Raw genomic sequence first — 22,862 nt, forward strand, 5'->3', positions numbered from 1 at the left:
CGTCAGACAAGCGCTTGTTGCAAGACAGGGGCTGTGCCAATTTTGCGACATGCTGTTCCTTGCCCTAATCGCGCAGGCCGCAATCGCTGCCGGCCCCTGCCATTACGACCGCGCCGCGATGCTGGCGCTCGATCAGGCGGCGTTCGATCAGGACATGACCGGGGGCTGGCGCAAGCTGGAAGAGGACGGTTGCGAGGCAGAGGCCGCCGACCTGATCCGTGACTGGCGGATCGCGCACAAGGCGCAGGATACCATCCTGTTCTGGCACGAGGGGCAGCTGCGCGCCGACATCGGCCAGATCGCGCAGGCGATCGCGCTCTTCCGACAGTCGTACAAGCCGGCGGCGAAGGACCGCATCGGCTGGAACCATTATGTCGACGGTACGATCGCCTTTCTCGATCGCGACCGCGCCGCCTTCGATGCCGCCCGGGCGCGGCTCGCGGCCTTGCCGCAGCCCGCCGGGTTCACGTTCAACGGCCCGGACGGCAAGCCTCTGCCGATCCGCTGGCCGCTCAATATGAACGTGTTCGAAGGCTTCGACCGCTGCTGGGGCCAGCCCTATAAGGCGGCCTATGCCTGCGCGACGCCGATGCGGGTCGTCCACGTCCCCGACCGCAAATAGCGTTCGGTCTAGCGGCCGGAGCCGCTCCGGCGATAAATCAGGCCCGAAGCGTCAGGCCCGCAGCGTCATGTGCGGGGCGACCTCCGCCAGCAGCTGCGCGACCGTTTCAATGTCGTCGCGCGCCGCGATAGCGATCGTCGATCCGTCGCTGCCGTCTTCCAGCGAGATGATGGCATAGCCGGCTTCGGCCAGGCTGGTGGGATCGATCGTGTCCACCGATCGCACCCGTGCTGCCGCGAGCCGCTGCCGGGCGATCTCCTGCACGAGTTCGTCGACCGTCTCTTCCTTCCAGTCGACCAGCGCGACCCACCCCTCTTCGCTGAGCAGTTCGAGGAAGGAATCGATTCGCATCGACTCCGACGTATCCTCCTGATCGACGAAAAAGCCCTCGCGCAACCGCCGCCGCGCGCTGGCGAGCGACCGGCCGGACAGTCGATGGTACAGCTCGGCGAACTGCCGTTGCCACAGCGGGGTCCGTGGACCCGGCTCCGTCGGGGTGACATCGGGCAGGACCTGCTCGGCCCAGGTCATCAGCGCGGACAGGAATTTTTCCTGCCGGGCGGTCAGCTCGTCGGTCTCGCGTCGCCCTTCGAGATGGTGCAGCACGACGACGGGCTCGCGGCCGAACGGGAAGCCGATCCGGAACCGGGCATGCAGCAACGCCCGACCCGTCACGTCGGATCGCAGCCCCACCTTCAGGCGCAGCTCTGCTTTGCCCCGCTTGCGCGAACAGTCGGCGAAACGCCCCGTGTCCTGCGCCTTCAACGACTTCCCAACCGGACAATGGCCGATCAGGGCGAGCACCCGACGCGCATAGCGATCGGCGAGGTCGGACGGAGCGTCGGTCATTGCGGCGGGACGACCGCGCCGACATCGTCGGCGACGGCACGGCTCGCATCCGAGGCCATACCCGACGCCCGACGCGCGACCGCCAGGAATTCCGCTTCCGACACCGGGGCATAGTTGCAGCCGACGAACAGGCTGCCGGCGGGCGGCGACGGCGGTGCCTTCGCCCCGAACGCCTTGGCCAGCAACGCGGCGGTGGCATTGCCCGTCGGCGCGAACGCCCCAAGCATCGGGCCGCTCTTGGGATCGACGAAGCGATAATATTGCTCGGTGATCGCGATCGGCGCGCGCTTCAGCCCGTGCGCCACGATGAACGCCTCGGCGACCTTGCGCGGCCACAGCGTCACGATCCAGTTGTCGAGGAAATAGACGCGATCGACGCGCTGCCCCATCAGCGACGCAGGCGTCGTCAGCGTATAGCCTTCGATGCCCAGCATGCCCTCGGTTGCCGTGTCGGGGGCGCCCTCCTTCATCCAGGCGGGGATTTTCGGGTCGAGGAACAGCCCGTTGGCAAAGGCCTCCAGCGCGTCGCGCGACCGGCAGGACAGCGCATCGCTCAGCAGTTCCGGCGTCAGCGCGGCCGGCGCATCGGCCGGCACCGGCGCGGCCTGCGCTTCGGCAGAGGGCGGCAGGGACAGCGTCAGCACGAGCGGCAGGACGAAGGACATGCGGCGGATCATGACGCGTGTCTGCCAGCGCAGGCCAACGGGATCAATGGTCAGAATCGGACAGGCTTGACCCGCATCCCGCGCGCCGTCACCTGTCGGGGGCATGAGAGTGATCCTGTCCCTGACGCTCGCCTTCGTCCTCGCGCTGGCGGGGACCGGCGTCGCGAGGGCGATCGACCCCGGCGTCTTCGGCTCCTGTTTCGAAGGGGCGTGCGGCTATGCGGCGATGCTCGTCGCGCTGCTCGGTACGCTGCTCCTCGCGCCGGTCGTGTGGATCGGGCTGGGCCGCGCAGGACCGCTCAGCCGGCTGTTGCTCGGCGCGACCCTGTTCGCGCTGCTGGGTTGGTTTCTTCTGACGCCGCTGCTCTGGATCGCCGGCCTCGCCGCCTTCGCCTATGCCATCGTCCGGTCGATCCGCCGCGCCCGCGCGGAGGGACGCGCCACCCGCGATCTGTTCATCCGACCCCGGACCTAGACCCAACACCGCTCAGATGGCGGTCGCCCGCTCTACGCGCAGCCCCATCGTGCCGGCCAGCGCCAGCAGCCGATCGGTGTCGGATCGGCGGACGATGACGACGTGCAGATTGTCGTCGAGACCATTGTGCCACGACACCACTTCCCATGCAGTCGGCCGCGCGAGCAATTGCGCGTCGAGCCACGCGAAATAGTCCTTCGAGAGCACCTTTTCTTGATCCTCGCGATAGGGGAACGGCGGCAGCGGCTCGGCAAATTCGTCGCTGATCAGCTCGTGCAGCTCATCGATCTTGTCGCCGATCAAGAAGAACTCGCCCAGCGTCATCTCGACCACCAGCTGCCGGATCTCCTCGGGATCGTAATCCCGCAGCCAGTCTTCGGGGTCGGTCACCGCCGCGTCCACTTCCGCCGCTTTCTCGCGCACGGCATCGTCGTCCAGCGCCCCGGCGCTGAGCAGCCTGACGATCTCGGTGTACATTGCGCCTGCTCCTGCCGTCGAACCGCAGGCAGGCATAAAAGCGTCCGTTCCGGATGGAAAGCAGCTATTCGCGATACGGGCCGTCCGCGACCGGCAGCGATGGTGACCCCGGCGCGATTCGAACGCGCGACCTACAGATTAGGAATCTGGCGCTCTATCCTGCTGAGCTACGGGGCCACTGCCTCGCCTGATACCGGTGCGCGGGCGCAGGGTCCAGCCCGTCAGTTCGCCTCTTCGGGCGGCCGCACAGGCAGCGGCAGCGGCGCGATCGGCACGCCCTCCTCCACCAGTGCCTTCGCCTCGGCAAGGCTCGCCTGACCATGGATCGCGCTCACCGTCTCCTCGCCGTCGTGCATCGCCCGCGCCCGCGTCGCAAAGTCGCGCCCGACCCATTGCGATCCCTCCAGCGCCTTGGCCTGCAGGCCCGCCAGCTCGCGCAGCGCCGCCTTCACGACATCGGGCGACGGCGCCGCCTCGCGCGTGTTGCCCTTGGCCGGGATGCCCGGCGCCATCACCGCCTTGGCCACCCCGGTCGTGCCGCACATCGGGCAGACGACATGGCCCGCAGATCGCTGCGTCTCATAGGCCGCACTCGACTGGAACCACGCCTCGAACACATGGCCACCGTCGCAGCGCAGGTCGAAGACGATCACGCCCGGACCACCGGTGGAATGGGTCGATGATGCTGCAGCACCGGCATGCGCGCCCGCACATCGGCGACGCGCGCCGGATCGACCTCGGCAAAGCCCAGCCCGCGCGCCTCGCCCATGTCGAGCAGCACGTCGCCCCAGGGATCGACGACCAGCGAATGGCCATAGGTCGCGCGGCCGTCCGCATGCGCTCCCGCCTGCGCCGCAGCGACAACGAAACACCCCGTTTCGATCGCGCGGGCGCGCAGCAGGGCGTGCCAGTGCGCCGCGCCGGTCGGACGCGTGAACGCCGCCGGGATCGACAGCACCGTCGCGCCCGCCTGCGCCAGCCTGGCATACAGGCCGGCGAACCGCAGATCGTAACAGATCGACAGTCCCATGCCGCCCAGCGGCGTATCGACCACCACCGCCGTGTCGCCCGGCGCATAGCTCGCCGATTCGCGCCAGCTCTCGCCCGTCGGCAGATCCGCGTCGAACAGGTGGAGCTTGTCGTAGCGCGCACGGATCGCACCCGTGTCGTCGATCACGAAGCTGCGATTGGCGAGCCGCCCATCGTCACGCCGGATCGCCAGCGATCCCAGCTGCATCCAGATCCCCGCCTTCGCCGCCGCCTCGCGCACCGTCGCCAGCACGGGGTCGTCGCCCTCGGCATGGATCGACGCGGCCGCCCGCGCGCGATCGCGATCCAGCAGGCCCGCCATCTCGGGCGCGAAGACCATGCCCGCGCCGTTCGCCTTGGCCGCGGCGATGCCGTGGCGCAGGTCCGCGGCGTTGACGGCGGGGTCGATCCCGCTCGTCATCTGCAACAGCGCGATCAGCACGGGGGTGACGTCAGCCGGCGAGCAACGGATCGAGCCCGCCGCGCGCGTCGAGCGCCGCCAGATCGTCCGACCCGCCGATGTGCGCGCCGTCGATGAACACCTGCGGCACGGTGGTGCGCCCGTTGGCGCGCTGGATCATCTCCTGCCGCTGTGGCCCACCCATCGTGATGTCATATTCCACCGGCTCGACGCCCTTGTCGGCCAGCAGCCGCATCGCGCGCGAGCAATAGGGGCAGAATGCCTTGGTGTAGATTTCGACCTTTGCCATGCCTGTGGAGGTGTGATGCGACGGCGGTCTTGTCAATCGTCGCTCTCCGCGATCACCCGCGCCCAACACAGGATCGTCACCGATGCCGCCCCCGCGCGCAGCAGCACTGCCGTGCAGGCGTCGGTCGTCGCGCCGCTGGTGTAGACGTCGTCGACCAGCCCGATATGCAGCCCGCACACCCGCGCCGGGTCGGGCACCGCAAAGGCCCCCTTTACCGCCCGCGCCCGCGCCTTGCGCCCCATGCCGCGCAACGCCGCGGTCCGCCGCCGCCGGATCAGCGCGAAGGGATCGTGCCGCAGCCCCGTTTCGCGCGCCAGCGCCGCCGCGATCAACCCGGCCTGGTTGTAGCCGCGCGACCACAGCCGCCAGCGATGCAGCGGCACCGGCACCAAAAGGTCGATGTCCACGGGCACCAGCGGCGCGATCCGCTGCGCCATCGTCGTCGCAATTCCCATCCGCCCGCCATATTTCAACCGTAGCGCCAGCTGCCGCGCGATCGGGCCATAAGCGACCGCCGCCCGCACCCCGCGGTGGCGCGGCGGATCGGCAAGGCAAGCCGCGCATTGCGCGCCTTCCCCCATCGCATGCGTGAAGGGCAGGTTACAGGTCGCGCACCACGGCGGCCCGATCAGGTGCAGGCTGCTCCAGCAGGCGGCGCAGAAGCGATGGTCCGCCGCCACCGGCTCGCCGCACCCCGGGCAGCGCGGCGGCAGCGCCTGGGCGACCAGCACCCCGACGCCGCCCGCCAGCCCCTTCCAGGCGGACGCGGCGATGCGTGGCGCAAATCGGCTCATGCCCGCTTGTCGCCCGGCCGTCCGAAAGGCACAAGCCGGCGCGTGACCAGTCCCGCCCCCAACGCCATTTTCGACGCCGCGGCCCGCCGCCGCCGCCGCGACCGCGCCGCTGCGGGCGACTATGCCGCCCACGCCTTCCTGCGTGAGACGATGGTCGACGGGCTGCTCGAACGCCTCGCCGCGGTGAAGCGCGATTTCGCCGACGTGCTCGACGTCGGCGCCAGCGACACCGCGCTCATGGTGCCCGGCGCACGGGTGGCGCGGATGGACCCCGGCTTCGCCTTCGCGCGCGCCAGCGGCGGCGTGCAGGCCGACGAAGACCGCCTGCCCTTCGCCGATGCCAGTTTCGATGCGGTGCTCAGCGCCGGCGTGCTCGATCAGGTCAACGATTTGCCCGGCGCTTTGTCGCTCATCCGCCGCACGTTGCGCCCCGATGGCGTGTTCCTCGGCGCCTTCCTCGGCGCCGGCAGCCTGCCCGCGCTCCGCGCCGCGTTCCGCGCGGCGGAGGGTGACCGGCCCGCCCCCCGCCTGCACCCGCAGATCGACGTCCGCTCGGCGGGCGACCTGCTCGTCCGCGCTGGACTGACCCTGCCGGTCGCCGACGTCGAGACGCTCGACGTGCGCTATGCGAGCTTCGGACGACTGCTCGACGATCTGCGCGGCAGTGCGCTGGGCAATATCCTGACCGCGCGCACCGGCATGACGCGCGGCACGCTCGCCCGCGCCGCCGCCGCCTTCGCCGAAGCGGCGGGGCCGGACGGGCGGACGACGGAGCGCTTCTCGATCGTCTTCCTCACCGGCTGGGCGCCCGACGCCTCGCAGCCGCAACCCGCCCGCCGCGGCAGCGCCACCGCCAGCCTCGCGGCAGCCTTGAAGACGCCCTGATTTTCTAAGTTCCTCTAACGCTCCGTCATCCCGGACTTGATCCGGGATCCCGCTACTTCTGCTTTGCCGGCGAAAAGAGCGGGACCCCGGATCAAGTCCGGGGTGACGGGGGTAGGCCGCCCTTACCGCCCCCGCTCGATCTCGCAGCCCACCGCCGCGTCCGGGTACACATCCAGCTTCATCGAACGCACGCGCACCTGGCGCACGCGCGGATCGGCAAGGCACAGCGCCGCCACCGCATCGACCAGCGTCTCCTGCAACGCAAAGCCCGGCCCATCGGCCAGCCGCCGGATACCGTCGCGCACGAAGTCGTAATCGAGCACGTCCTCGATCCGGTCGGCGCTGGGCGGCGCGGCATAATCCACCGTCATCCACACCGACAGGCGCACCCGCTGCGGCTCGGCCTCGTGCGGATGGATGCCGAGGCGCATCGCCACCTCCAGCCCGTCGAGGATCGTGGTGTAGACGCTCATGCCTCATCCCCGAACATCACGTCGCGCGCGCTAGGCACGAACCGCTGGCCAGCGTCAACGTACAGCGTCTGGCCGGTGACGCTGCGCGCACCGAGCAGGTACACGACCGCCGCCGCGACATTGTCCGCCCCCACCGGGTGGCGCAGCAGATTGTCGGATGCGACCGCGGCGAAGTCCGCCTCGCTCTGCCCGCCGCTCGGCAAGGTGATCCCCGGTGCCACCGCATTCACCCGCACGCGCGGACTCAGCGCCTGCGCCAGCATCGTCGTCGCACCGGCGAGCGCATATTTGCTCAGGCTGTAGCTGAAGAAATCGGGGTTCGGATTGGCGAGCTTCTGGTCGAGCAGATTGACCACCGCCCCCTCCGCAACGTCATCCTGCGCCGCCAGCGCGCTCGCCAGCATCGCCGGCGTCACCGCATTGATCGCGTGCAGTCGGGCCGCGAGGTCTGCATCGATCGCCTCGGGCCGGTCGAACTCGAACGCCGACGCACTGTTCACCAGCGCCGCGATCGGGCCGCCCGCCGCCGCACGGGCGCGTGCGAACAGCGCCGCCGCCCGCGACGGGTCGGACAGGTCGCCCTGCACCACTGCACCGCCGATCTCCCCCGCCAGCGCCTGCGCGTCATCGGCGGACTGGCCGTAATGGATCACCACGCGCCACCCGGCGGCGGCACAGGCGCGGGCGATGCACGCGCCCAGCCGCTTGCCGCTGCCCGTGACCAGCACATGCCCCAGCGCCGGACTGGCCATCAGCTGCGCAGGCCCATCAGCGACAGCACCTCCTTGCGGCTGCGCTCGTCGTCGCGGAACACGCCCATCATCCGGCTCGTCACCATCGACACGCCGGGCGTGCGCACGCCGCGCGCGGTCATGCAGGCGTGGCTCGCCTCGATCACCACCGCGACACCCTGCGGGCGCAGATTCTGCCAGATGCAATCGGCGACTTCCGCGGTCAGCCGCTCCTGCACCTGCAACCGCCGGGCAAAGCCGTGCAGCACGCGCGCCAGCTTGCTGATGCCGACGACATGATCCTTGGGCAGATAGGCGATATGCGCCTTGCCGATGATCGGCGCCATGTGATGCTCGCAATGCGACTGGAAGGGGATATCCTTCAGCAGCACGATCTCGTCATAGCCGCCGACCTCCTCGAACACGCGCGACAGATGATGCGCGGGATCGTCGCCATAGCCGGCGCAATATTCGCGCCATGCCTTGGCGACACGGCGCGGCGTGTCGACCAGCCCTTCGCGCGTGGGATCGTCGCCTGCCCAGCGGATCAGCGTGCGGATCGCTTCCGCCACATCCTGGGGGATCGCAGCCTCGGCCGCGGAGCCGACCAGATCTCCGTCGTCCGGTGCCGCGTGATCGTGTGACATTCCATACCCTTTCAGCCAACAGGCTCATCGCTGCGGTGCAGCAAACCTTACGTTCAATTTCGCAACTTATCGTGGTGACCGCCGCGGCCCCGCATACGGCAGTTTCCCGCTGTACAAAACGTTTGACGACGACGAAATTCCGACGCTAACTCCACCATACCGAAGACTGGAAACCGCTCTACCGGCGCAAGACCGGATGGCGACAGGGAGACGAGGCCATCATGAAGAAATTCGAACTGCTTGCCGCATCCGCCCTCGCCATGACGGCCGCCATGCCCGCCGCCGCACAGACGGGCGCTACCACGTCCGCGCAGAATACGGCACCCACCAACGGCCCCGGACAGGAAGCGACCTCGGCGCAGAGCATCGATCCCAATGCCGCGTCCGCCGATACGGGCATCCAGGACATCGTCGTCACCGCGCAGCGTCAGTCGCAGCGGTTGCAGGACGTGCCGATCGCGGTCAGCGCCTTTTCCGCCGACAACATCGAAAAGCAGCAGATCGTCAACCCGATCGCGCTGCAACAGTCGCTGCCCAGCATCACCTTCACGAAAACGGGCTATACGACCTCCAGCTTCACGATCCGCGGCATCGGCGACCTGTGCGTCGGCGTAACGTGCGATCAGGCGACGGCGATCCACGTCAACGACATGCCGCTCGCCACCACCCGCCTGTTCGAAAGCGAATTCTTCGACCTCGAACGCGTCGAAGTGCTGCGCGGGCCGCAGGGCACGCTGTTCGGCCGCAACGCGACGTCGGGCGTCGTCAACTTCATCACCGCCAAGCCCGATCTCAGCGGCGTCCATGCCGCGGGCGAATTCGAATATGGCAATTACGATTCGAAGCGCGCGAAGGCGATGTTCAATCTGCCGATCACCGACACGCTCGGCATCCGCGTCGCCGGCACCTATCTGAAGCGCGACGGCTATACCTTCAACACGTACGACAACAGCCGCATCGACGATCGCGATCTGTACGCGGTGCGCGGGACGCTGTCGTGGGAGCCGTCGTCCGACACGCGCATCGACCTGATGGGCTATTATTTCCGCGAAAAGGACAATCGCAGCCGCATCCAGAAGCAGCTGTGCCATCGCGATCCCACCGGCGTGCTGGGCTGTCTGCCCGATACCAAGAGCTATGAGACGACCAACGGCCTCTCGACGCTCGCCGCGGTGCTGACCTCGACCGAATTCTTCAACGTCAACAACCCCGCGCTCGGCCGCTTCGCGCTGCAAAGTCTGTACGGGGCCGATCCCTATGCCGGCGTCGTCAACCCCGCCGACGTGCGCACCGTGCGGCTCGATTATCGTCCGACCTATTTCGCGGACGAAGAGCAGTATATGGTCAAGATCTTCCACGATTTTGGCCCGGTGAACCTCAACATCACCGGCGGCTATACCCGCAACTCGGTCGACAGCACGGTCGACTATAACCTCGCGGTCGAGGCGCCGCTGGCGAACAACGCCGGCCTCGCCAACCTCAACGCGCTGGGCCGTGCCGGATCGCCCTTCGCCTTCCTGAACGGCGTGCGCCAGACGCTGATCCCCAACGGGCCGGCCGGCGGCGTCTGCCAGTCGGCGGCGGATCCGAACAATGTCGGCGTGTACGGCGGCAATGCGATCGGCTGCTTCCCGCAGAGCCTCGATTTCGACCGTTCGCGCATTCAGAACCGCCAGTTCTCGGCCGAAGCGCACATCGACAGCAAGTTCGACGGCATGTTCAACTTCCTGCTGGGCGGCATCTACCTCGACAGCCTCAGCAAGAATAACGACTATTTCGTCAACGCCTTCGGCCTGGATTATGCGTCGGGTATCCTCGGCGCGGCCTCGTCGGCGGCGATCCCGGGCGTCGGCGGCAATGCCTCCCTGTCGACGCCCTTCTACCGCAACGATTCGCCGCGCTTCCGCCTGAAATCCTACGGCATCTTCGGCGAGACCTATTTCGAATTCAGCAAGCGCGCCAAGCTGACGCTGGGTCTGCGCTACAATCATGACGACAAGTTCGTGCAGGCGCGCAACCTGACGCTGAACGTCCTGACGCCGTACGGCGCGCAAGGCATTCAGAACGGCTTCAACTATGCGCAGGTCGATTTCGACCCGACGACGCCCGGCATCCAGGATTATGCGCGCCGCAACGTGTCGTTCGGCCGCCTGACCGGCCGCGCCGTCTTCGATTACAAGATCGACGACAACAAGCTGCTCTACGCTTCCTATTCGCGCGGCTATAAATCGGGCGGCATCAACCCGCCGGTCGCCGCCACCTTCTCGGTGCCCACCACCTTCACGCCCGAACAGGTCGATGCGTTCGAAATCGGGTCGAAGAACACCTTCCTGAACAGCGCACTGCGCCTCAACGTCACCGGCTTCTATTATAAGTACAAGGGGCTGCAGCTCAGCCGCATCGTCGCGCGCACCGCGGTGAACGATAACGTCGACGCCAATATCTACGGCCTGGAGGCCGAAGCGATCGTCGCGCCGATCCCGCGCTTCGTCGTCAACATGAACGCCAGCTACCTGCACACCGAAATCACCGGCAACAAGGCGCTGATCAACCCGCGCCTGCCCTCGGGCGGCCGCACCGACACCGTCATCATCAAGGATATCACCAACGCGTCCAACTGCGTCGTCATCCCCAATGCGGGCGGCGCGGCGGTGTCGAACGGCTTCGTCACCGCGGTGAACCGCGCGGTGGGCCTGCAGGGACCGACCGCGATCTCCGGCACCGGCACGACCGGCGCCTTCGGCATCTGCTCGGTGCTCCAGGCGCAGGCGGCCGCGACGCAGACGCCGGTGACGGTCACCGATGGCGTGCCCGTCGGGCTGAACGGCAACAAGCTGCCGCAGGCGCCGATGTACAAATGGTCGGTGGGCGCCCAATATACGATGGACTTCGGCAGCGGCTGGAGCCTCGTGCCGCGTGCCGACCTCAACTACACCGGCAATTTCTCGGCCAGCGTGTTCAACATGAACGTCGATCGGGTGCCGGGCTATGAAGTCGTCAACGCGCAGGTGCAGCTCAACGCGCCCGACGACCGCTTCTACGTCCGCGCCTTCGTTCAGAACCTGACCAACAACAATGCGATCACCGGCCAGGCAGTCGCCGATCAGTCGTCGGGCCTGTACACCAACATCTTCACCATCGAACCGCGCCGATACGGCGCGGCGGTCGGCTTCAAGTTCTGATCGGCCGGCGGGGCAAAGGCGCAACCCTTCGCCCCGCCGAGCGCTTGATCGCCCACCACGCAATGGAGGCGATCATGGCAGATCTGAAGAAGGGCGACGAAGTGACCTGGAAGAGCCACGGCGGCACCGCCCATGGCACGGTCGAAAAGAAGCAGACGAGCGACACGACGGTCAAGGGGCACACCGTCCGCGCGTCAAAGGACGACCCGCAGTTCATTGTAAAGAGTGACAACGGCGGAAAGGCAGCGCACAAGGCGGACGCGCTCAAAAAGGCGTAACGTTTCAACGCCCCGGGCTGGACCGGGCGCAAACAGGAAGGAATGCGATGGCTACTGCACCCAAGACCGGCGGCATCCACGCCCCCGTGCAGCCGTCTCCCGAGCTGGGAGCGGTCGTCGGCAACGAGAAGCTGCCGCGCAGCCAGGTGATCAGCAAGGTGTGGGAATATATCAAGTCCAACAACCTGCAGAACCCCGAGAACAAGCGCGAGATCGTCGCCGACGAGAAGCTGAAGAAGGTCTTCGGCAAGGACAAGGTGACGATGTTCGAGATGAACAAGTACATCTCGCAGCACGTCAAGGCGTAACCCCGCCTTCCCCGAATCGGGAACATCGCGCCCTCATGCGGCCGGCGATGTTCCCGATCGGTTTGGATGCGGTGACGGGCTGTGACAGCGCGCGATCGCTAAGGCTGCTTCCCAGCATCGAAAACGGCCACAGCGCAGCCAGATCACTCCGGGCTCAGTGAGCGGTCCACTGTGCCGCAGATACGGTGCCTGCGGCGGTACGCTCGCTTGGCCAGTTCGCCACGCCCCCTCAACCACCCCCGCGCGGAGAAGTGGACCCCGGAACAGGTCTGGGGTGACGAGATGGGTAGGAAAGCCTCCGAACAAGACGAAAGGGCGGGCTAGAAAAGGGTCTGCCTCCTCCACGCCGACAAACCGTCATCTCAGTGCAGGCTGGGATCTCCCGGTTGTAACGCGCATCGATAGGCGCGCGAAACCCCAGCTGCGCAGGGGTGACGCTTCCACCCAAGGTCTATCGAAGCAAAACCAGACACCAGTCGCCGGCCGACATCACCGCTGACACCCGCGACCGCGCGTACCAAGAAACGCCCGGTCAGCCCTCAGCGCGACCGCGCCGGAACGAACGGCAGGGCGATCACCGATGCGATGATCATCAACGCGCCAGCCAGCACGTATAGATAGAAGCTCAGCGGACGCATGGCTTACTGCTCCGCTGCGCCGATGGCGCGCGTCATCGTCAGGATTGCCGAAACTGCACACGTCATGTCGATCTCCCGCCCCCGGAATACCGCCCATTAGCCATCAAATGTGGCCATAATTTTGCAGACGGGCACATGGGGACGGCCGGCGACGCGCACAACCCTGCCCGCCCCGCCCGCATTCGCACCCGACTAGCGGGCGAAGCGCCTCACTTCTTGCGCTTGAAATCCACGCTGACGACGTTCGACCCATCTTCGGCCGGCGTGACGGTGGGGCCGTCGTTCTCCGCCTCGTCATGCGGTTCGGGGCCATCGTCCGGACCTTCGGTCGCCTGGAAGCGCAGCTCGAAATTCACCGCCGGATCGTGGAAACCGGTGATTGCCGAATACGGGATGACCAGCTTCGACGGGACCTGATTGAACGACAGGCCGACCGAGAATTTGCGGTCGTCGACCAGCAGATCCCAAAAGCGGTTCTGCAGGACGATCGTCATTTCGTCCGGGAAGCGTTCGATCAGCCGCTGCGGGATGTCGACGCCCGGCGCCTGCGTCTTGAACGTGATGTAGAAATGATGCTCGCCCGGCAGTCCGCCCGAATCGGCGACGGAGCCGAGCACGCGCCCGACGACGGCACGCAGCGCCTCCTGAACGATTTCGTCATAGGGGATCAGGCTATCGGGCAGGCCGTCGGTCATGGCCCCTTGGGTAGCGCGATCGGCGGCGGGGTCAAGCCGCCACGATGGCCCATGAAATTTGTGTGTGGCGACGTGTACTCAACCGTCCTATGGGGCACGGCCATGCGCACCGCCACGATCAACCGCTCAACCGCCGAGACGCGGATCGACGTCACCGTCAACCTCGACGGCACCGGCGTCTACAGCATCAAGACCGGCATCGGCTTCCTCGATCACATGGTCGAACAGCTCAGCCGCCACGGCCTGATCGACATCGACCTCAAGGTCGAGGGTGACCTGCACATCGACGGCCATCATACCGTCGAGGATTCGGCGCTGGCGCTGGGCCAGGCGATCGCCAAGGCGCTAGGCGACAAGCGCGGCATCCGCCGCTACGGCGACGCCTTGAGCCCGATGGACGAAACGCTGACCCGCGTCGCGCTCGACATTTCGGGGCGGCCATGGCTGGTGTGGAAGTCGGGTTTCACGATGCAGCGGCTGGGCGAGCTCGACACCGAGCTGATCGAACACTGGTTCCACAGCTTCGCGCAGACCGCCGGGCTGACGCTCCACGTCGAGACGCTGTACGGCAGCAACAACCACCATATCGTCGAAAGCGCGTTCAAGGGCCTGGCGCGCGCGCTGCGCACCGCGGTCGAGATCGATCCGCGCAAGAGCGACGCGATCCCCTCGACCAAGGGCGTGCTGTGAGCGAACCCTTCGCCCGCCCCGGCACGACGCTCTGCATCGTATCGCTGACCTATGGCGCAGACCTCGACGCGATCGACGCGGCGATGAGCGACCATGTCGACTGGCTGCGCGCTTGCTATGTCGAAGGGCGGCTGATCGCCTCGGGCCGCAAGCAGCCGCGCACCGGCGGCATCGTCATCGCGATCGGCACGCGCGCGGAAGTGGAAGCGATGGTGTCGCTCGACCCGTTCGTCGCGCGCGGCCTCGCCACCGCCGAGATCACGCCCTTCACCGCCAGCATGGCCGCCCTGCCGCTCGAGGATATGCTGGCGTCATGAGCATCGCGCTGATCGATTACGGCGCGGGCAACCTCCATTCGGTCGAAAACGCCCTGCGCGCGGCCGGCGCGACCGACCTCGCCGTCACCGCCGACGCCGATGTGGTGGCGAAAGCCGACCGCATCGTCCTGCCCGGCGTCGGTGCGTTCGGCGCATGCGCCAGCGCGTTGCGCGCCGTGCCCGGCATGGTCGAGGCGCTCGATCGCCGCGTGCGGCACGAAGGCGCGCCCTTCCTCGGCGTCTGCGTCGGCATGCAGCTGATGGCCGACGTCGGCGAAGAGATGGGCGAGCATCGCGGCCTCGGCTGGATGCGCGGCCGCGTCCGCCGGCTCGAGCCCGGCACGATGGACGCCAAGGTCCCGCACATGGGCTGGAACGATGTCGTGCCGACCGGGGACAACCCGCTCGTCCCCGCCGGCGAGGCCTATTTCCTGCACAGCTACGCCTATGAGGGCGAGGACGTGATCGCCACCAGCGACCACGCCGGCCCGATCACCGCCGCCATCGCCCGCGACACGATGCTGGGGCTGCAATTCCACCCGGAAAAAAGCCAGCGCTATGGCCTGGCGATGCTGGAGAGGTTTCTCGCATGGCGACCGTGATGCCTCCCCTCCCTGGAAGGGAGGGGCCGGGGGTGGGTGTGGTCCGGGCCATACGGTCCATCCGACCCCTGCGGCATCCGTATCACCAAGCCCCCACCCACCCCCAACCCCTCCCTGTCAGGGAGGGGAGCAAGAGCGCCGCATGACCCTCATCGTCTTCCCCGCCATCGACCTCAAGCGCGGCCAGGTCGTCCGCCTCGCCGAGGGCGATATGGACCGCGCCACCGTCTATGGCGACAATCCCGCCGCGCAGGCGATGCTGTTCGCGGATGCGGGCGCGCAGCACCTGCACGTCGTCGACCTCGACGGCGCCTTCGCCGGCGAATCGGTGAATGGCGAGGCGGTGCGCGGCATCGTCTCCGCCTTCCCGGGCCACGTCCAGCTGGGCGGCGGCATCCGCAACCGCGCCAGCGTGGAGCGCTGGTTCGACCTCGGCGTCTCCCGCGTCGTCATCGGCACCGCCGCGCTGGAGGACCCCGATTTCGTCCGCGAAGCCGCCCGCGACTTCCCCGGCGGCATCGTCGTCGCGGTCGACGCCAAGGACGGCATGGTCGCGACCAAGGGCTGGGCGGACGTCTCGACGACGAGCGTCGTCGATCTCGCCCGCCGGTTCGAGGATGCCGGCGTCGCCGCGCTCCTGTTCACCGATGTCGGCCGCGACGGCCTGCTCAAGGGCTGCAACGTCGACGCGACCGTCGATCTCGCCCGCGCCGTCTCGATCCCCGTCATCGCCAGCGGCGGCGTGAAGGGCATCGACGACATCCATCTGCTCTCCATCCATGCCAAGGACGGCATCGAAGGCATCATCACTGGCCGCGCGCTGTACGACGGACGGTTGGACCTTTCCGCCGCGCTGGCGGTCGCACAGGCGGCGTGATGATGTTCACGCGAAGACGCGAAGACGCTAAGATGCCGCGCGCGTGGCCGCGTCATTCCACCGCCGCAGGCGGCCAGCCGTCTCCCGATCGCGATTGCAGAGCAACCCGTGGCCAAGCGACCGGACCTCTTCGCGTCTTCGCGTCTTCGCGCGAACCCATTCCTGACTTCGGGACAAACCGATGACCGTCCGCGCCCGTGTGATCCCCTGCCTCGACGTCGCCGACGGCCGCGTGGTGAAGGGCGTGAACTTCGTCGAATTGCGCGACGCCGGCGATCCGGTCGAGCAGGCGCGCGCCTATGACGCCGCCGGTGCCGACGAACTCTGCTTCCTCGACATCACCGCATCCCACGAAAACCGCGGCACGATCCTCGACGTCGTGCGCCGCACCGCCGCGGTGTGCTTCATGCCGCTGACCGTCGGCGGCGGCGTGCGCACCGCCGACGACGCCCGCGCACTGCTGCTGGCGGGGGCGGACAAGGTCGCGGTCAATTCCGCCGCGGTCGCGCGGCCCGAAGTCGTCGCCGACATCGCCGAGCGCTTCGGCAGCCAGTGCTGCGTCGCCTCAGTCGATGCACGTCGTGTCGGGGACCGCTGGGAGGTGTTCACCCACGGCGGCCGCCGCCCGACCGGTATCGACGCGATCGAGCACGCGCTGCGCCTCGCCGATCTCGGCGCGGGCGAGCTGCTCGTCACCTCGATGGACAAGGACGGCACCCGCTCGGGCTATGACCTCGATCTCGTCCGCGCCATCGCCGATCGGGTCAGCGTGCCCGTCGTCGCCTCGGGCGGCGTCGGCGGCTTGGACGATCTGGTCGCCGGCATCCGAGACGGCCATGCCAGCGCGGTGCTCGCCGCCTCGATCTTCCATTTCGGTGAGGCGAGCATCGCCGATGCGCATAACGCGCTGGCACAGGCGGGAATTCCGGTCCGCCGGCCGATCCTCGCTTAGCGTTTCCGCAAGGCTTGACCGCTATACAGGTCAGCCATGTACACCATTTCCTTTCGGCATGAGTACAACCTGCTGGATATTCAATGGCAGAAGCTGTTCGATCTGGCCGGCGTCGAACGCTATGCTGCGGAACTGGTGGACCGGTTCCGCAAGGAAGGCTTCACGAACGGCTATCGCCTGCGGATCGACATGGGCGCGTGCAGCGTCCAGCCCGTGCAGGCCGCCGCGGCGATCCATGAGCGACTGGCCGGCTTCCCGCGCGCCAGCCGGATCGCCATCGTCACCGCCAGCGCGATCACCCGCCTGCAAGTGCAGCGGCTTATGACGCAACCCTATCTGCGCATCTTCGACACTGCCGAGGCATCATGGGACTGGCTGACCGCGCCGGACGCGGTCGCCGCGGCATGACGTCGCTCGCCCTGCTGTCGGTCGCCGGCGGCCATTCCGGCACCGTCCACCGCCGCACCGGCCCCGAATGGTCCGACATCGCGCTGTTCGTCGTCGCGGCGCTCGGCCTGTGGCTCGTCCGGCGCGCGCTGCGTCGTCGCTTTGCGCACCGCAACGCCGACAAGGATTGACCCCGCCCCCTGCCCCGCGCCAAGCGGGGCCTATGGACCCGCTCGACCGCCTGGACGCCACGATCCGCAGCCGCCGCGATGCCGATGCCGGCACGTCGTACGTCGCCAGCCTGTTCGCCAAGGGCCGGCCGAAGATCGCGCAGAAGGTCGGTGAGGAAGCGACCGAAACCGTCATCGCCGCCTTGGCGGAGCCGGACAAACTGGTGTCCGAGGCGGCGGACCTCGTCTTCCACCTGCTCGTCCTGCTCGCCGACGCCGGCCTGTCGCTGGACGACGTCCGCGCCGAACTGGCGCGCCGCGAAGGCGTGTCGGGCCACGTCGAAAAGGCCAGCCGGTAACGCGGCCGAAACGCGGATACCCCCCTCGTCACCCCGGACTTGATCCGGGGTGACGCTTCTTTTTGCCGTCGCAGGCAGCGGGACCCCGGATCAAGTCCGGGGTGACGGGGTAGCACCAAGGCAAGGCTCGATCGCCCCCCACAACCCGGCTACACAGGCCCGCAGGAGGACCCGCATGCCGATCGACGCCACCCTACCCTATGACGACCAGAACGTCTTCGCGAAGATCCTGCGCGACGAAATACCGTCGAAGCGCGTGTACGAGGACGATTACGCCGTCGCCTTCCACGACATCGCGCCCGTCGCGCCGGTCCATATCCTGGTGATTCCGCGCGGCCCCTACGTCTCGTGGGACGATTTCAGCGCCCGTGCGTCCGACGCGGAGATCGCTGGCTTCGTCCGCGCGGTGGGGCATGTCGCGCGCGACCACGGCCTCGTCGCCCCCGGCTATCGCCTGCTCGCCAATATCGGCGGCCATGCCGGGCAGGAGGTGCCGCACCTACACGTCCACCTGTTCGGCGGCGCACCGCTGGGCCCCATGCTCGCGCGGTAACGCCATCCACCTGCATTAAGGGGATTGCCTCCGTTTCATTTGAGACTAGCATCCCCCGCTTCACCAATGCGGCGGCGCGTTCATGACCGTTACGCACCTGGGGGGATACGCTACATGATATTCGGGCGCGTCAAACCACTCGACGCCATTCTCGCCACGGCCGAAAAGAAGGGCCTGCATCGCTCGCTCGGGGCCTTTCAGCTCACCATGCTCGGCATCGGCGCCGTCATCGGCACCGGCATTTTCGTGCTGACGTCCGAAGCCGCGCAAAAGGCGGGGCCGGGCATGCTGCTCAGCTTCCTCGTCGCCGGCTTCATCTGCGCGGTCGCCGCGCTCTGCTATTCCGAACTCGCCTCGATGGTGCCGGTGTCGGGCTCGGCCTACACCTACACTTATGCGGTGACGGGTGAGATCCTCGCCTGGATGGTCGGCTGGGCGCTGATCCTCGAATATGCGGTCGGCGCCAGCGCCGTCGCGGTCGGCTGGTCGAACCATGCGGTCGGTCTGCTCAACGGCATCGGCTTCCATGTGCCCGCCGCGATCAGCAACGCCGACGCGTTGATGGCGCACATGTACCTCGCCTTCGGCGCCGCCCCCAGCCCTGATCTGACGCAGGCGATGGCGGTGGGCGGCTGGGTCAACGTGCCCGCGATCATCGTCGTGTCGTTCGTCACCTGGCTGCTCATCATCGGCACCACCGAGAGCGCGCGTGTCAACGCGGTGCTGGTCGCGATCAAGATCACCGCGCTCACCGCCTTCGTCGCGCTGACGATTCCGGTGATGAAGGCGGACAATTTCAATCCGTTCCTGCCCACCGGCATCGGCAATCCGTTCAGTTCGTCGGGCCTCGGCGTGCTGGGTGCCGCCGCCTCGATCTTCTTCGCCTATGTCGGCTTCGACGCCGTCTCGACCGCCGCGGAAGAAACGAAGAACCCGCAGCGCAACGTGCCGATCGGCCTGATCGGCAGCCTCGCGATCTGCACCATCTTCTACATCCTCGTCGCCTCGGGCGCGATCGGGGCGATCGGCGCACAGCCGGTCACCTCGCTCGCCGGCAAAGTGCTCTCGCCGGGTACGCCGGAAATCGCCGGCCGCTGCGCCGCGATCGTCGCCAGCGGCGCGCTCGAACCGCTCGTCTGCTCGAAGGAAGCGCTGGTCCACGTCCTCGACGTGATCAACTGGCCGATGATCGGCCGCCTCGTCGGCCTCGCCGCAGTGCTCGCACTGCCGTCGGTTGTGCTGATGATGATGTTCGGGCAGACGCGCATCTTCTTCACCATGGCGCGCGACGGCCTGCTGCCGAACAAGCTTGCCTCGGTCCACCCGCGCTATCGCACGCCGCACGTCGTCACGCTGATGACCGGCGTCGCCGCGGCGGTGGCGGCGGCGATCCTGCCGGTCGGCAAGCTCGCCGATTACTCCAACGCCGGCACGCTGTTCGCCTTCTTCATGGTGGCGATCTCGGTGATGGTGCTGCGCCGTACCGACCCCAGCCGTCATCGGCCGTTCCGCACGCCGGCCGTCTATGTCGTCGCGCCGCTCGCGATCATCGGCTGCGTCGTGCTGTACCTGTCGCTGCCGCTGACGGCGAAGCTGGTGCTGCCGATCTGGGGCCTCATCGGCCTTGTCATCTACTTCGGCTACAGCCGCAGCCGCTCCTACGTCGGTCGCGGCATCATCGACGTCGTCGACGATGCGTCGATGCAGCCCGAAACGGCGCGCAAGCTCGACTGATCGGTTCGCCGGTCACGCAAAAAAGGCCGGGGGAGCGATCCCCCGGCCTTTTTGTTTGTGGGTGGCAGAGGCGCCGGCCCTGCGGCGGACGCCCTCGGCCCGGCGCGGCTTACGCCGCCAGCCGCGTCATCCAGCCCTCGGCATGCGCGAAGGCCGGAGCGTCATCGACGTCCAGCCAGTCGAGGTCGCTACAATCGACCACGTGCGCCCGGTCCTGCGCGGCAAGGATGCGCACGCCCTCGGTCAGCGACGGGCTGTCGAGGCCTGCGAGCGCATCGAAGAACGCCTGTCCCACTGCGAACACGCCGGTGTCGTAGCAGTCGTGCGGTTCCAGCTCCTTGCCGATCGCGACGATCCGGTCGCCACGCGTCGCGACGCAAGTGACATCGAGCGGATCGACCCAGGGATGCCCCAGCCGCCGGTCGATGCCGAGCCGCAGCCCCTCCCCCGCACCCGCACGGGCGAGGCGCCGATAATGGCGCGGCAGCACCAGATGGTCGCACATCGCCATCACCGCGCCTTCCGGCCCCACCAGCGCCCGCGCGGCAAGCGCGCTGACGCCGTTGGGCTGGTGGAAATCGGTCATCACCGTCAGCACCTCGACCGGCCAGTCCCGGCCGGCGAGATGCGCGGCGATCGCATCGGCGCCATAGCCCAGCGTGACGATCACGCGCGTCAGGCCCGCCGCCGCCATGCTGTCCAGCGCATGGTCGATCAGCGCCCGGCCCGCGACCGGGCACAGCGGCTTGTACGGCGTGACCGAGCGCAGGCGGGTGCCCTGACCGGCGGCGAGCAGCAGGCCCGTCGTGATCATCAGGCGGCCTTGATAAAGTCCTCGACCGCGATCTGCGCGAGATCGTCGGTCATCTGGTGGCGCGGGTGCTTGCAGAAATAGGCGCTGGCGGGATCGATCACGCCGGCGATGCCGCGGTCCTTGGCGATCGCGGCGCAACGGATCATGTCGATCGCGACGCCCGCCGAATTGGGCGAATCCTCGACCGACAGGCGCAGTTCCAGGTTCATCGGCACCCCGCCGAACAGCTGGCCTTCCATGCGCAGGAAGCAGACCTTGTTGTCGTTCTGCCAGGGCACATAATCCGACGGGCCGATGTGGACGTTCTCGTCCTCCAGCCGCTCGGCCGCAACCGACTGCACCGCTTCGGTCTTCGACACCTTCTTGCTGGCGAGGCGGCGGTGGTTCGACATGTTGAGGAAGTCGGTATTGCCGCCGGTGTTGAGCTGATAGGTGCGGTCCAGCTTCACGCCGCGCTTGGCGAACAGGTCGGTCAGCACGCGGTGGACGATCGTCGCGCCCAGCTGCGCCTTGATGTCGTCGCCGATGATCGCGACGCCGGCATCCTCGAACTTCTTGGCCCATTCGGGGTTCGACGCGATGAAGACCGGGATATTGTTGACGAAGGCGACGCCGGCTTCCAGCGCGCATTCGGCGTAGAATTCGGTCGCTTCCTGGCTGCCGACGGGCAGGTAGTTCATCAGCACGTCGGTGCCGCTCGCCTTCAGGTCGGCGACGACCTGTTCCTTGGTCGGCTGCGTGTCGTTGGCGACCACGAACGTGCGATCGTCCTTGTAGTCGCTCATATGATCGGCGACGCCGTCGAGCACCGCGCCCATCTTCACGACGGTGCCGGTCGCGGGAATGTTGGCGGCGAAGACCGCGGTGCAATTGGGCTTGGCGAAGATCGCCTCGGCGACGTCCTTGCCCACCTTACGCGCATCGACGTCCCAGGCGGCGACGACCTTGATGTCGGACGGCTTATAGCCGCCGACTTCCCAGTGCATCAGGCCGACCGTGTCGTTCGTGCCTTCGCGGTAATATTCGAGTCCCTGGACCAATGAGCTCGCGCAATTGCCGATGCCGACGATGGCGATGTTGATGCTCTTCATGAATGACCCTGTTCGCTGGATAGAAGGATGGAATGCGGCGCTTGGCCGTGGACGAAGCGGCGCTCGACGCGCCGGTGACGGATGAGGCCGATCAGACAGATGGCCGACAGCGGGCCGATCTCGACCCACCAGAAAATACGCGGATTGCCGATCAGGCAGGCGAGGCAGATCGTCCAGACGCGGACGTTCGCGGTGAGCAGCGATTGGAGGCGCATCACCGGCACCGCGGCGGCGGCATAGGCCGCACCGAAGGCGGCACGGTCCTCGGCCACACCGAAGCGGCGTTCGAACGGCATCGAGATGCGATCGACGCTGCCCGCGACGCTGTCGTAGACTCGCACCAGCCACGGACCGGTCGGCACCGGCACGCTCGACAGCGCCTCGCCGCGTGCCCGGCGGTGGAAGCGGGCGCGCTCGCCCTCGTACAGGCTCGATTGCACCGCATGGCACGCGCCCGCGGCGATCGCCAGCGCCCAGCCCCCGGCCGTGCCGACCGTATAGGCGAGCGACAGATAGATCAGCGCGAAGACGCCGTGATCGCACAGCCCGTCCAGCGTCCGCCCGAGCGCGCTCGCGGTGCGGGTCGCCCGCGCGATCATGCCGTCGAGCCCGTCGGCGACCAGCCAGGCGACCGAGAAGGCGAGACCGACCAGCGCCATCAGCGGATCATGCCATTGCGCATAGGCGAAGGCGGCGACCGTGCCGCATGCAAGCCCCGCGAGCGACACCGCATTGGCCGACACGCCGTGCCGCAAGGCAAGGGGGAGCAAGGCGTGCGACGCGGGGTGGATCAGATAGAGGTTGGATGGGTCCTCGATCCGGCGATCGCGTGAGCCATCCCGGGGAGGCGGTGTCATC

At 67.7% G+C, this 22,862-nt stretch carries 30 protein-coding genes and 1 tRNA gene; 16 read left to right on the top strand and 15 right to left on the bottom strand.

The features are described 5' to 3' along the window. Positions 1 to 49 precede the first annotated feature (49 nt). On the top strand, positions 50 to 622 hold the full coding sequence (locus GGR47_RS14250) for a hypothetical protein (RefSeq protein ID WP_147034878.1): 573 nt from the start codon (positions 50 to 52) through the stop codon (positions 620 to 622). Between the two features lie 51 nt (positions 623 to 673). Here GGR47_RS14250 and GGR47_RS14255 read toward each other — a convergent pair whose 3' ends face one another. Both GGR47_RS14255 and GGR47_RS14260 read right to left on the bottom strand, forming a co-directional pair. Then, the gene (locus tag GGR47_RS14255; protein ID WP_147034877.1) at positions 674 to 1,471 is read right to left on the bottom strand and encodes a DUF6630 family protein; all 798 of its coding nucleotides are present in this window, start codon (positions 1,469 to 1,471) and stop codon (positions 674 to 676) included. Continuing rightward, complete coding sequence (locus GGR47_RS14260) at positions 1,468 to 2,136, bottom strand: hypothetical protein (protein WP_246343067.1); 669 nt, start codon at positions 2,134 to 2,136, stop codon at positions 1,468 to 1,470. The genes GGR47_RS14255 and GGR47_RS14260 overlap by 4 nt, the downstream gene beginning before the upstream one ends. A 103-nt stretch (positions 2,137 to 2,239) precedes the next feature. Between GGR47_RS14260 and GGR47_RS14265 the strand changes: the two genes are divergently transcribed. Then, positions 2,240 to 2,611 carry a DUF4175 domain-containing protein gene (locus GGR47_RS14265; RefSeq protein WP_221204809.1) on the top strand — a complete coding sequence of 124 codons (372 nt, stop codon included), beginning with the start codon at positions 2,240 to 2,242 and terminating at the stop codon, positions 2,609 to 2,611. 12 nt (positions 2,612 to 2,623) lie between these two features. Here GGR47_RS14265 and GGR47_RS14270 read toward each other — a convergent pair whose 3' ends face one another. The 6 genes from GGR47_RS14270 to GGR47_RS14295 form a co-directional block, all read right to left on the bottom strand. Continuing rightward, complete coding sequence (locus tag GGR47_RS14270) at positions 2,624 to 3,088, bottom strand: hypothetical protein (protein WP_063685562.1); 465 nt, start codon at positions 3,086 to 3,088, stop codon at positions 2,624 to 2,626. A 100-nt stretch (positions 3,089 to 3,188) separates the two neighbouring features. Then, a tRNA-Arg gene (locus GGR47_RS14275) sits at positions 3,189 to 3,265 on the bottom strand. A gap of 44 nt (positions 3,266 to 3,309) precedes the next feature. Then, positions 3,310 to 3,741 (bottom strand): DUF1178 family protein, encoded by a 432-nt coding sequence (locus tag GGR47_RS14280; protein WP_147034874.1) that lies wholly within the window; start codon positions 3,739 to 3,741, stop codon positions 3,310 to 3,312. Beyond that, the gene (locus GGR47_RS14285; RefSeq protein ID WP_147034873.1) at positions 3,738 to 4,559 is read right to left on the bottom strand and encodes a carbon-nitrogen hydrolase family protein; all 822 of its coding nucleotides are present in this window, start codon (positions 4,557 to 4,559) and stop codon (positions 3,738 to 3,740) included. The genes GGR47_RS14280 and GGR47_RS14285 overlap by 4 nt, the downstream gene beginning before the upstream one ends. A gap of 10 nt (positions 4,560 to 4,569) precedes the next feature. Next, entirely contained in the window at positions 4,570 to 4,827 is a 258-nt protein-coding gene (grxC, locus tag GGR47_RS14290) for a glutaredoxin 3 (protein WP_017979352.1), read from the bottom strand. Between the two features lie 32 nt (positions 4,828 to 4,859). Next, a complete protein-coding gene (locus tag GGR47_RS14295; protein WP_147034872.1) occupies positions 4,860 to 5,621 on the bottom strand; it encodes a ComF family protein in 762 nt (253 codons plus the stop codon). A 42-nt stretch (positions 5,622 to 5,663) separates the two neighbouring features. Between GGR47_RS14295 and GGR47_RS14300 the strand changes: the two genes are divergently transcribed. Further along, positions 5,664 to 6,506, top strand: a complete 843-nt coding sequence (locus GGR47_RS14300) for a methyltransferase domain-containing protein (protein ID WP_063685570.1) — start codon at positions 5,664 to 5,666, stop codon at positions 6,504 to 6,506. 122 nt (positions 6,507 to 6,628) lie between these two features. On the opposite strand, the gene GGR47_RS14305 is transcribed toward GGR47_RS14300, so the two are convergent. Genes GGR47_RS14305 through folE form a run of 3 tightly spaced genes read right to left on the bottom strand, consistent with a single transcriptional unit; the run spans position 6,629 to position 8,357 of the window. Continuing rightward, a complete protein-coding gene (locus GGR47_RS14305; RefSeq protein ID WP_147034871.1) occupies positions 6,629 to 6,979 on the bottom strand; it encodes a dihydroneopterin aldolase in 351 nt (116 codons plus the stop codon). Continuing rightward, positions 6,976 to 7,731: an SDR family oxidoreductase gene (locus GGR47_RS14310; RefSeq protein ID WP_147034870.1), complete on the bottom strand. Its 756-nt coding sequence runs from the start codon at positions 7,729 to 7,731 to the stop codon at positions 6,976 to 6,978. The genes GGR47_RS14305 and GGR47_RS14310 overlap by 4 nt, the downstream gene beginning before the upstream one ends. Further along, positions 7,731 to 8,357 (bottom strand): GTP cyclohydrolase I FolE, encoded by a 627-nt coding sequence (gene folE, locus GGR47_RS14315; protein WP_043060083.1) that lies wholly within the window; start codon positions 8,355 to 8,357, stop codon positions 7,731 to 7,733. The genes GGR47_RS14310 and folE overlap by 1 nt, the downstream gene beginning before the upstream one ends. 221 nt (positions 8,358 to 8,578) lie before the next feature. Between folE and GGR47_RS14320 the strand changes: the two genes are divergently transcribed. The 3 genes from GGR47_RS14320 to GGR47_RS14330 all read left to right on the top strand — a co-directional run bounded on the left by GGR47_RS14320 (position 8,579) and on the right by GGR47_RS14330 (position 12,125). After that, the gene (locus GGR47_RS14320; protein WP_147034869.1) at positions 8,579 to 11,539 is read left to right on the top strand and encodes a TonB-dependent receptor; all 2,961 of its coding nucleotides are present in this window, start codon (positions 8,579 to 8,581) and stop codon (positions 11,537 to 11,539) included. Between the two features lie 74 nt (positions 11,540 to 11,613). After that, positions 11,614 to 11,817 (top strand): hypervirulence associated TUDOR domain-containing protein, encoded by a 204-nt coding sequence (locus GGR47_RS14325; RefSeq protein ID WP_183949573.1) that lies wholly within the window; start codon positions 11,614 to 11,616, stop codon positions 11,815 to 11,817. Positions 11,818 to 11,864: 47 nt separating this feature from the next. Next, complete coding sequence (locus GGR47_RS14330; protein WP_043060084.1) at positions 11,865 to 12,125, top strand: SWIB/MDM2 domain-containing protein; 261 nt, start codon at positions 11,865 to 11,867, stop codon at positions 12,123 to 12,125. Between the two features lie 847 nt (positions 12,126 to 12,972). Here GGR47_RS14330 and GGR47_RS14335 read toward each other — a convergent pair. Continuing rightward, entirely contained in the window at positions 12,973 to 13,458 is a 486-nt protein-coding gene (locus GGR47_RS14335; RefSeq protein ID WP_147034867.1) for an SspB family protein, read from the bottom strand. A 102-nt stretch (positions 13,459 to 13,560) separates the two neighbouring features. Here GGR47_RS14335 and hisB point away from each other — a divergent pair, with 102 nt between their 5' ends. From hisB to GGR47_RS14385, 10 genes are all read left to right on the top strand, one after another. Further along, positions 13,561 to 14,148 carry an imidazoleglycerol-phosphate dehydratase HisB gene (hisB, locus tag GGR47_RS14340; RefSeq protein ID WP_043060085.1) on the top strand — a complete coding sequence of 196 codons (588 nt, stop codon included), beginning with the start codon at positions 13,561 to 13,563 and terminating at the stop codon, positions 14,146 to 14,148. Continuing rightward, positions 14,145 to 14,465 carry a YciI family protein gene (locus GGR47_RS14345; RefSeq protein ID WP_147034866.1) on the top strand — a complete coding sequence of 107 codons (321 nt, stop codon included), beginning with the start codon at positions 14,145 to 14,147 and terminating at the stop codon, positions 14,463 to 14,465. The genes hisB and GGR47_RS14345 overlap by 4 nt, the downstream gene beginning before the upstream one ends. Next, the gene (gene hisH / locus GGR47_RS14350) at positions 14,462 to 15,067 is read left to right on the top strand and encodes an imidazole glycerol phosphate synthase subunit HisH (RefSeq protein WP_147034865.1); all 606 of its coding nucleotides are present in this window, start codon (positions 14,462 to 14,464) and stop codon (positions 15,065 to 15,067) included. Before GGR47_RS14345 ends, hisH begins: the two co-directional genes overlap by 4 nt. 142 nt (positions 15,068 to 15,209) lie before the next feature. Next, on the top strand, positions 15,210 to 15,944 hold the full coding sequence (gene hisA, locus GGR47_RS14355) for a 1-(5-phosphoribosyl)-5-[(5-phosphoribosylamino)methylideneamino]imidazole-4-carboxamide isomerase (protein WP_147034864.1): 735 nt from the start codon (positions 15,210 to 15,212) through the stop codon (positions 15,942 to 15,944). Positions 15,945 to 16,125: 181 nt separating this feature from the next. Beyond that, positions 16,126 to 16,896, top strand: coding sequence for an imidazole glycerol phosphate synthase subunit HisF (hisF, locus tag GGR47_RS14360; RefSeq protein WP_147034863.1), 771 nt, complete (start codon positions 16,126 to 16,128; stop codon positions 16,894 to 16,896). Between the two features lie 36 nt (positions 16,897 to 16,932). Beyond that, a complete protein-coding gene (locus GGR47_RS14365; RefSeq protein ID WP_147034862.1) occupies positions 16,933 to 17,304 on the top strand; it encodes an STAS/SEC14 domain-containing protein in 372 nt (123 codons plus the stop codon). Further along, complete coding sequence (locus tag GGR47_RS14370) at positions 17,301 to 17,474, top strand: hypothetical protein (protein WP_165800932.1); 174 nt, start codon at positions 17,301 to 17,303, stop codon at positions 17,472 to 17,474. Before GGR47_RS14365 ends, GGR47_RS14370 begins: the two co-directional genes overlap by 4 nt. Before the next feature lie 32 nt (positions 17,475 to 17,506). Beyond that, positions 17,507 to 17,812: a phosphoribosyl-ATP diphosphatase gene (locus tag GGR47_RS14375; protein WP_147034860.1), complete on the top strand. Its 306-nt coding sequence runs from the start codon at positions 17,507 to 17,509 to the stop codon at positions 17,810 to 17,812. Between the two features lie 175 nt (positions 17,813 to 17,987). Then, positions 17,988 to 18,365: a histidine triad nucleotide-binding protein gene (locus tag GGR47_RS14380; protein ID WP_043060092.1), complete on the top strand. Its 378-nt coding sequence runs from the start codon at positions 17,988 to 17,990 to the stop codon at positions 18,363 to 18,365. 114 nt (positions 18,366 to 18,479) lie between these two features. Beyond that, on the top strand, positions 18,480 to 20,099 hold the full coding sequence (locus tag GGR47_RS14385; RefSeq protein ID WP_017979374.1) for an amino acid permease: 1,620 nt from the start codon (positions 18,480 to 18,482) through the stop codon (positions 20,097 to 20,099). Positions 20,100 to 20,208: 109 nt separating this feature from the next. Here the strand turns inward: GGR47_RS14385 and GGR47_RS14390 are convergent, their stop codons facing one another. The 3 genes from GGR47_RS14390 to GGR47_RS14400 are packed head-to-tail and all read right to left on the bottom strand — an operon-like array spanning position 20,209 to position 22,861. Further along, a complete protein-coding gene (locus tag GGR47_RS14390; protein WP_063685592.1) occupies positions 20,209 to 20,913 on the bottom strand; it encodes a phosphocholine cytidylyltransferase family protein in 705 nt (234 codons plus the stop codon). Beyond that, positions 20,913 to 22,004: an inositol-3-phosphate synthase gene (locus tag GGR47_RS14395; protein WP_017979376.1), complete on the bottom strand. Its 1,092-nt coding sequence runs from the start codon at positions 22,002 to 22,004 to the stop codon at positions 20,913 to 20,915. The genes GGR47_RS14390 and GGR47_RS14395 overlap by 1 nt, the downstream gene beginning before the upstream one ends. Further along, positions 22,001 to 22,861 carry a CDP-alcohol phosphatidyltransferase family protein gene (locus tag GGR47_RS14400; protein WP_020486548.1) on the bottom strand — a complete coding sequence of 287 codons (861 nt, stop codon included), beginning with the start codon at positions 22,859 to 22,861 and terminating at the stop codon, positions 22,001 to 22,003. The genes GGR47_RS14395 and GGR47_RS14400 overlap by 4 nt, the downstream gene beginning before the upstream one ends. Position 22,862 lies beyond the last annotated feature (1 nt).

The sequence above is a fragment of the Sphingomonas aquatilis genome (assembly GCF_014196115.1).
In the GTDB taxonomy this organism is placed as follows: domain Bacteria; phylum Pseudomonadota; class Alphaproteobacteria; order Sphingomonadales; family Sphingomonadaceae; genus Sphingomonas; species Sphingomonas aquatilis.

Bases quoted from the DNA above. Each gene is read 5' to 3' on its own strand.
- GGR47_RS14250 (WP_147034878.1), top strand. From the start codon at position 50: ATGCTGTTCCTTGCCCTAATCGCGCAGGCCGCAATCGCTGCCGGCCCC.
- GGR47_RS14255 (WP_147034877.1), bottom strand. From the start codon at position 1,471: ATGACCGACGCTCCGTCCGACCTCGCCGATCGCTATGCGCGTCGGGTG.
- GGR47_RS14260 (WP_246343067.1), bottom strand. From the start codon at position 2,136: ATGTCCTTCGTCCTGCCGCTCGTGCTGACGCTGTCCCTGCCGCCCTCT.
- GGR47_RS14265 (WP_221204809.1), top strand. From the start codon at position 2,240: ATGAGAGTGATCCTGTCCCTGACGCTCGCCTTCGTCCTCGCGCTGGCG.
- GGR47_RS14270 (WP_063685562.1), bottom strand. From the start codon at position 3,088: ATGTACACCGAGATCGTCAGGCTGCTCAGCGCCGGGGCGCTGGACGAC.
- grxC (WP_017979352.1), bottom strand. From the start codon at position 4,827: ATGGCAAAGGTCGAAATCTACACCAAGGCATTCTGCCCCTATTGCTCG.
- GGR47_RS14295 (WP_147034872.1), bottom strand. From the start codon at position 5,621: ATGAGCCGATTTGCGCCACGCATCGCCGCGTCCGCCTGGAAGGGGCTG.
- GGR47_RS14305 (WP_147034871.1), bottom strand. From the start codon at position 6,979: ATGAGCGTCTACACCACGATCCTCGACGGGCTGGAGGTGGCGATGCGC.
- GGR47_RS14310 (WP_147034870.1), bottom strand. From the start codon at position 7,731: ATGGCCAGTCCGGCGCTGGGGCATGTGCTGGTCACGGGCAGCGGCAAG.
- folE (WP_043060083.1), bottom strand. From the start codon at position 8,357: ATGTCACACGATCACGCGGCACCGGACGACGGAGATCTGGTCGGCTCC.
- GGR47_RS14320 (WP_147034869.1), top strand. From the start codon at position 8,579: ATGAAGAAATTCGAACTGCTTGCCGCATCCGCCCTCGCCATGACGGCC.
- GGR47_RS14325 (WP_183949573.1), top strand. From the start codon at position 11,614: ATGGCAGATCTGAAGAAGGGCGACGAAGTGACCTGGAAGAGCCACGGC.
- GGR47_RS14330 (WP_043060084.1), top strand. From the start codon at position 11,865: ATGGCTACTGCACCCAAGACCGGCGGCATCCACGCCCCCGTGCAGCCG.
- GGR47_RS14335 (WP_147034867.1), bottom strand. From the start codon at position 13,458: ATGACCGACGGCCTGCCCGATAGCCTGATCCCCTATGACGAAATCGTT.
- hisB (WP_043060085.1), top strand. From the start codon at position 13,561: ATGCGCACCGCCACGATCAACCGCTCAACCGCCGAGACGCGGATCGAC.
- hisH (WP_147034865.1), top strand. From the start codon at position 14,462: ATGAGCATCGCGCTGATCGATTACGGCGCGGGCAACCTCCATTCGGTC.
- hisA (WP_147034864.1), top strand. From the start codon at position 15,210: ATGACCCTCATCGTCTTCCCCGCCATCGACCTCAAGCGCGGCCAGGTC.
- hisF (WP_147034863.1), top strand. From the start codon at position 16,126: ATGACCGTCCGCGCCCGTGTGATCCCCTGCCTCGACGTCGCCGACGGC.
- GGR47_RS14365 (WP_147034862.1), top strand. From the start codon at position 16,933: ATGTACACCATTTCCTTTCGGCATGAGTACAACCTGCTGGATATTCAA.
- GGR47_RS14370 (WP_165800932.1), top strand. From the start codon at position 17,301: ATGACGTCGCTCGCCCTGCTGTCGGTCGCCGGCGGCCATTCCGGCACC.
- GGR47_RS14375 (WP_147034860.1), top strand. From the start codon at position 17,507: ATGGACCCGCTCGACCGCCTGGACGCCACGATCCGCAGCCGCCGCGAT.
- GGR47_RS14380 (WP_043060092.1), top strand. From the start codon at position 17,988: ATGCCGATCGACGCCACCCTACCCTATGACGACCAGAACGTCTTCGCG.
- GGR47_RS14385 (WP_017979374.1), top strand. From the start codon at position 18,480: ATGATATTCGGGCGCGTCAAACCACTCGACGCCATTCTCGCCACGGCC.
- GGR47_RS14390 (WP_063685592.1), bottom strand. From the start codon at position 20,913: ATGATCACGACGGGCCTGCTGCTCGCCGCCGGTCAGGGCACCCGCCTG.
- GGR47_RS14395 (WP_017979376.1), bottom strand. From the start codon at position 22,004: ATGAAGAGCATCAACATCGCCATCGTCGGCATCGGCAATTGCGCGAGC.
- GGR47_RS14400 (WP_020486548.1), bottom strand. From the start codon at position 22,861: ATGACACCGCCTCCCCGGGATGGCTCACGCGATCGCCGGATCGAGGAC.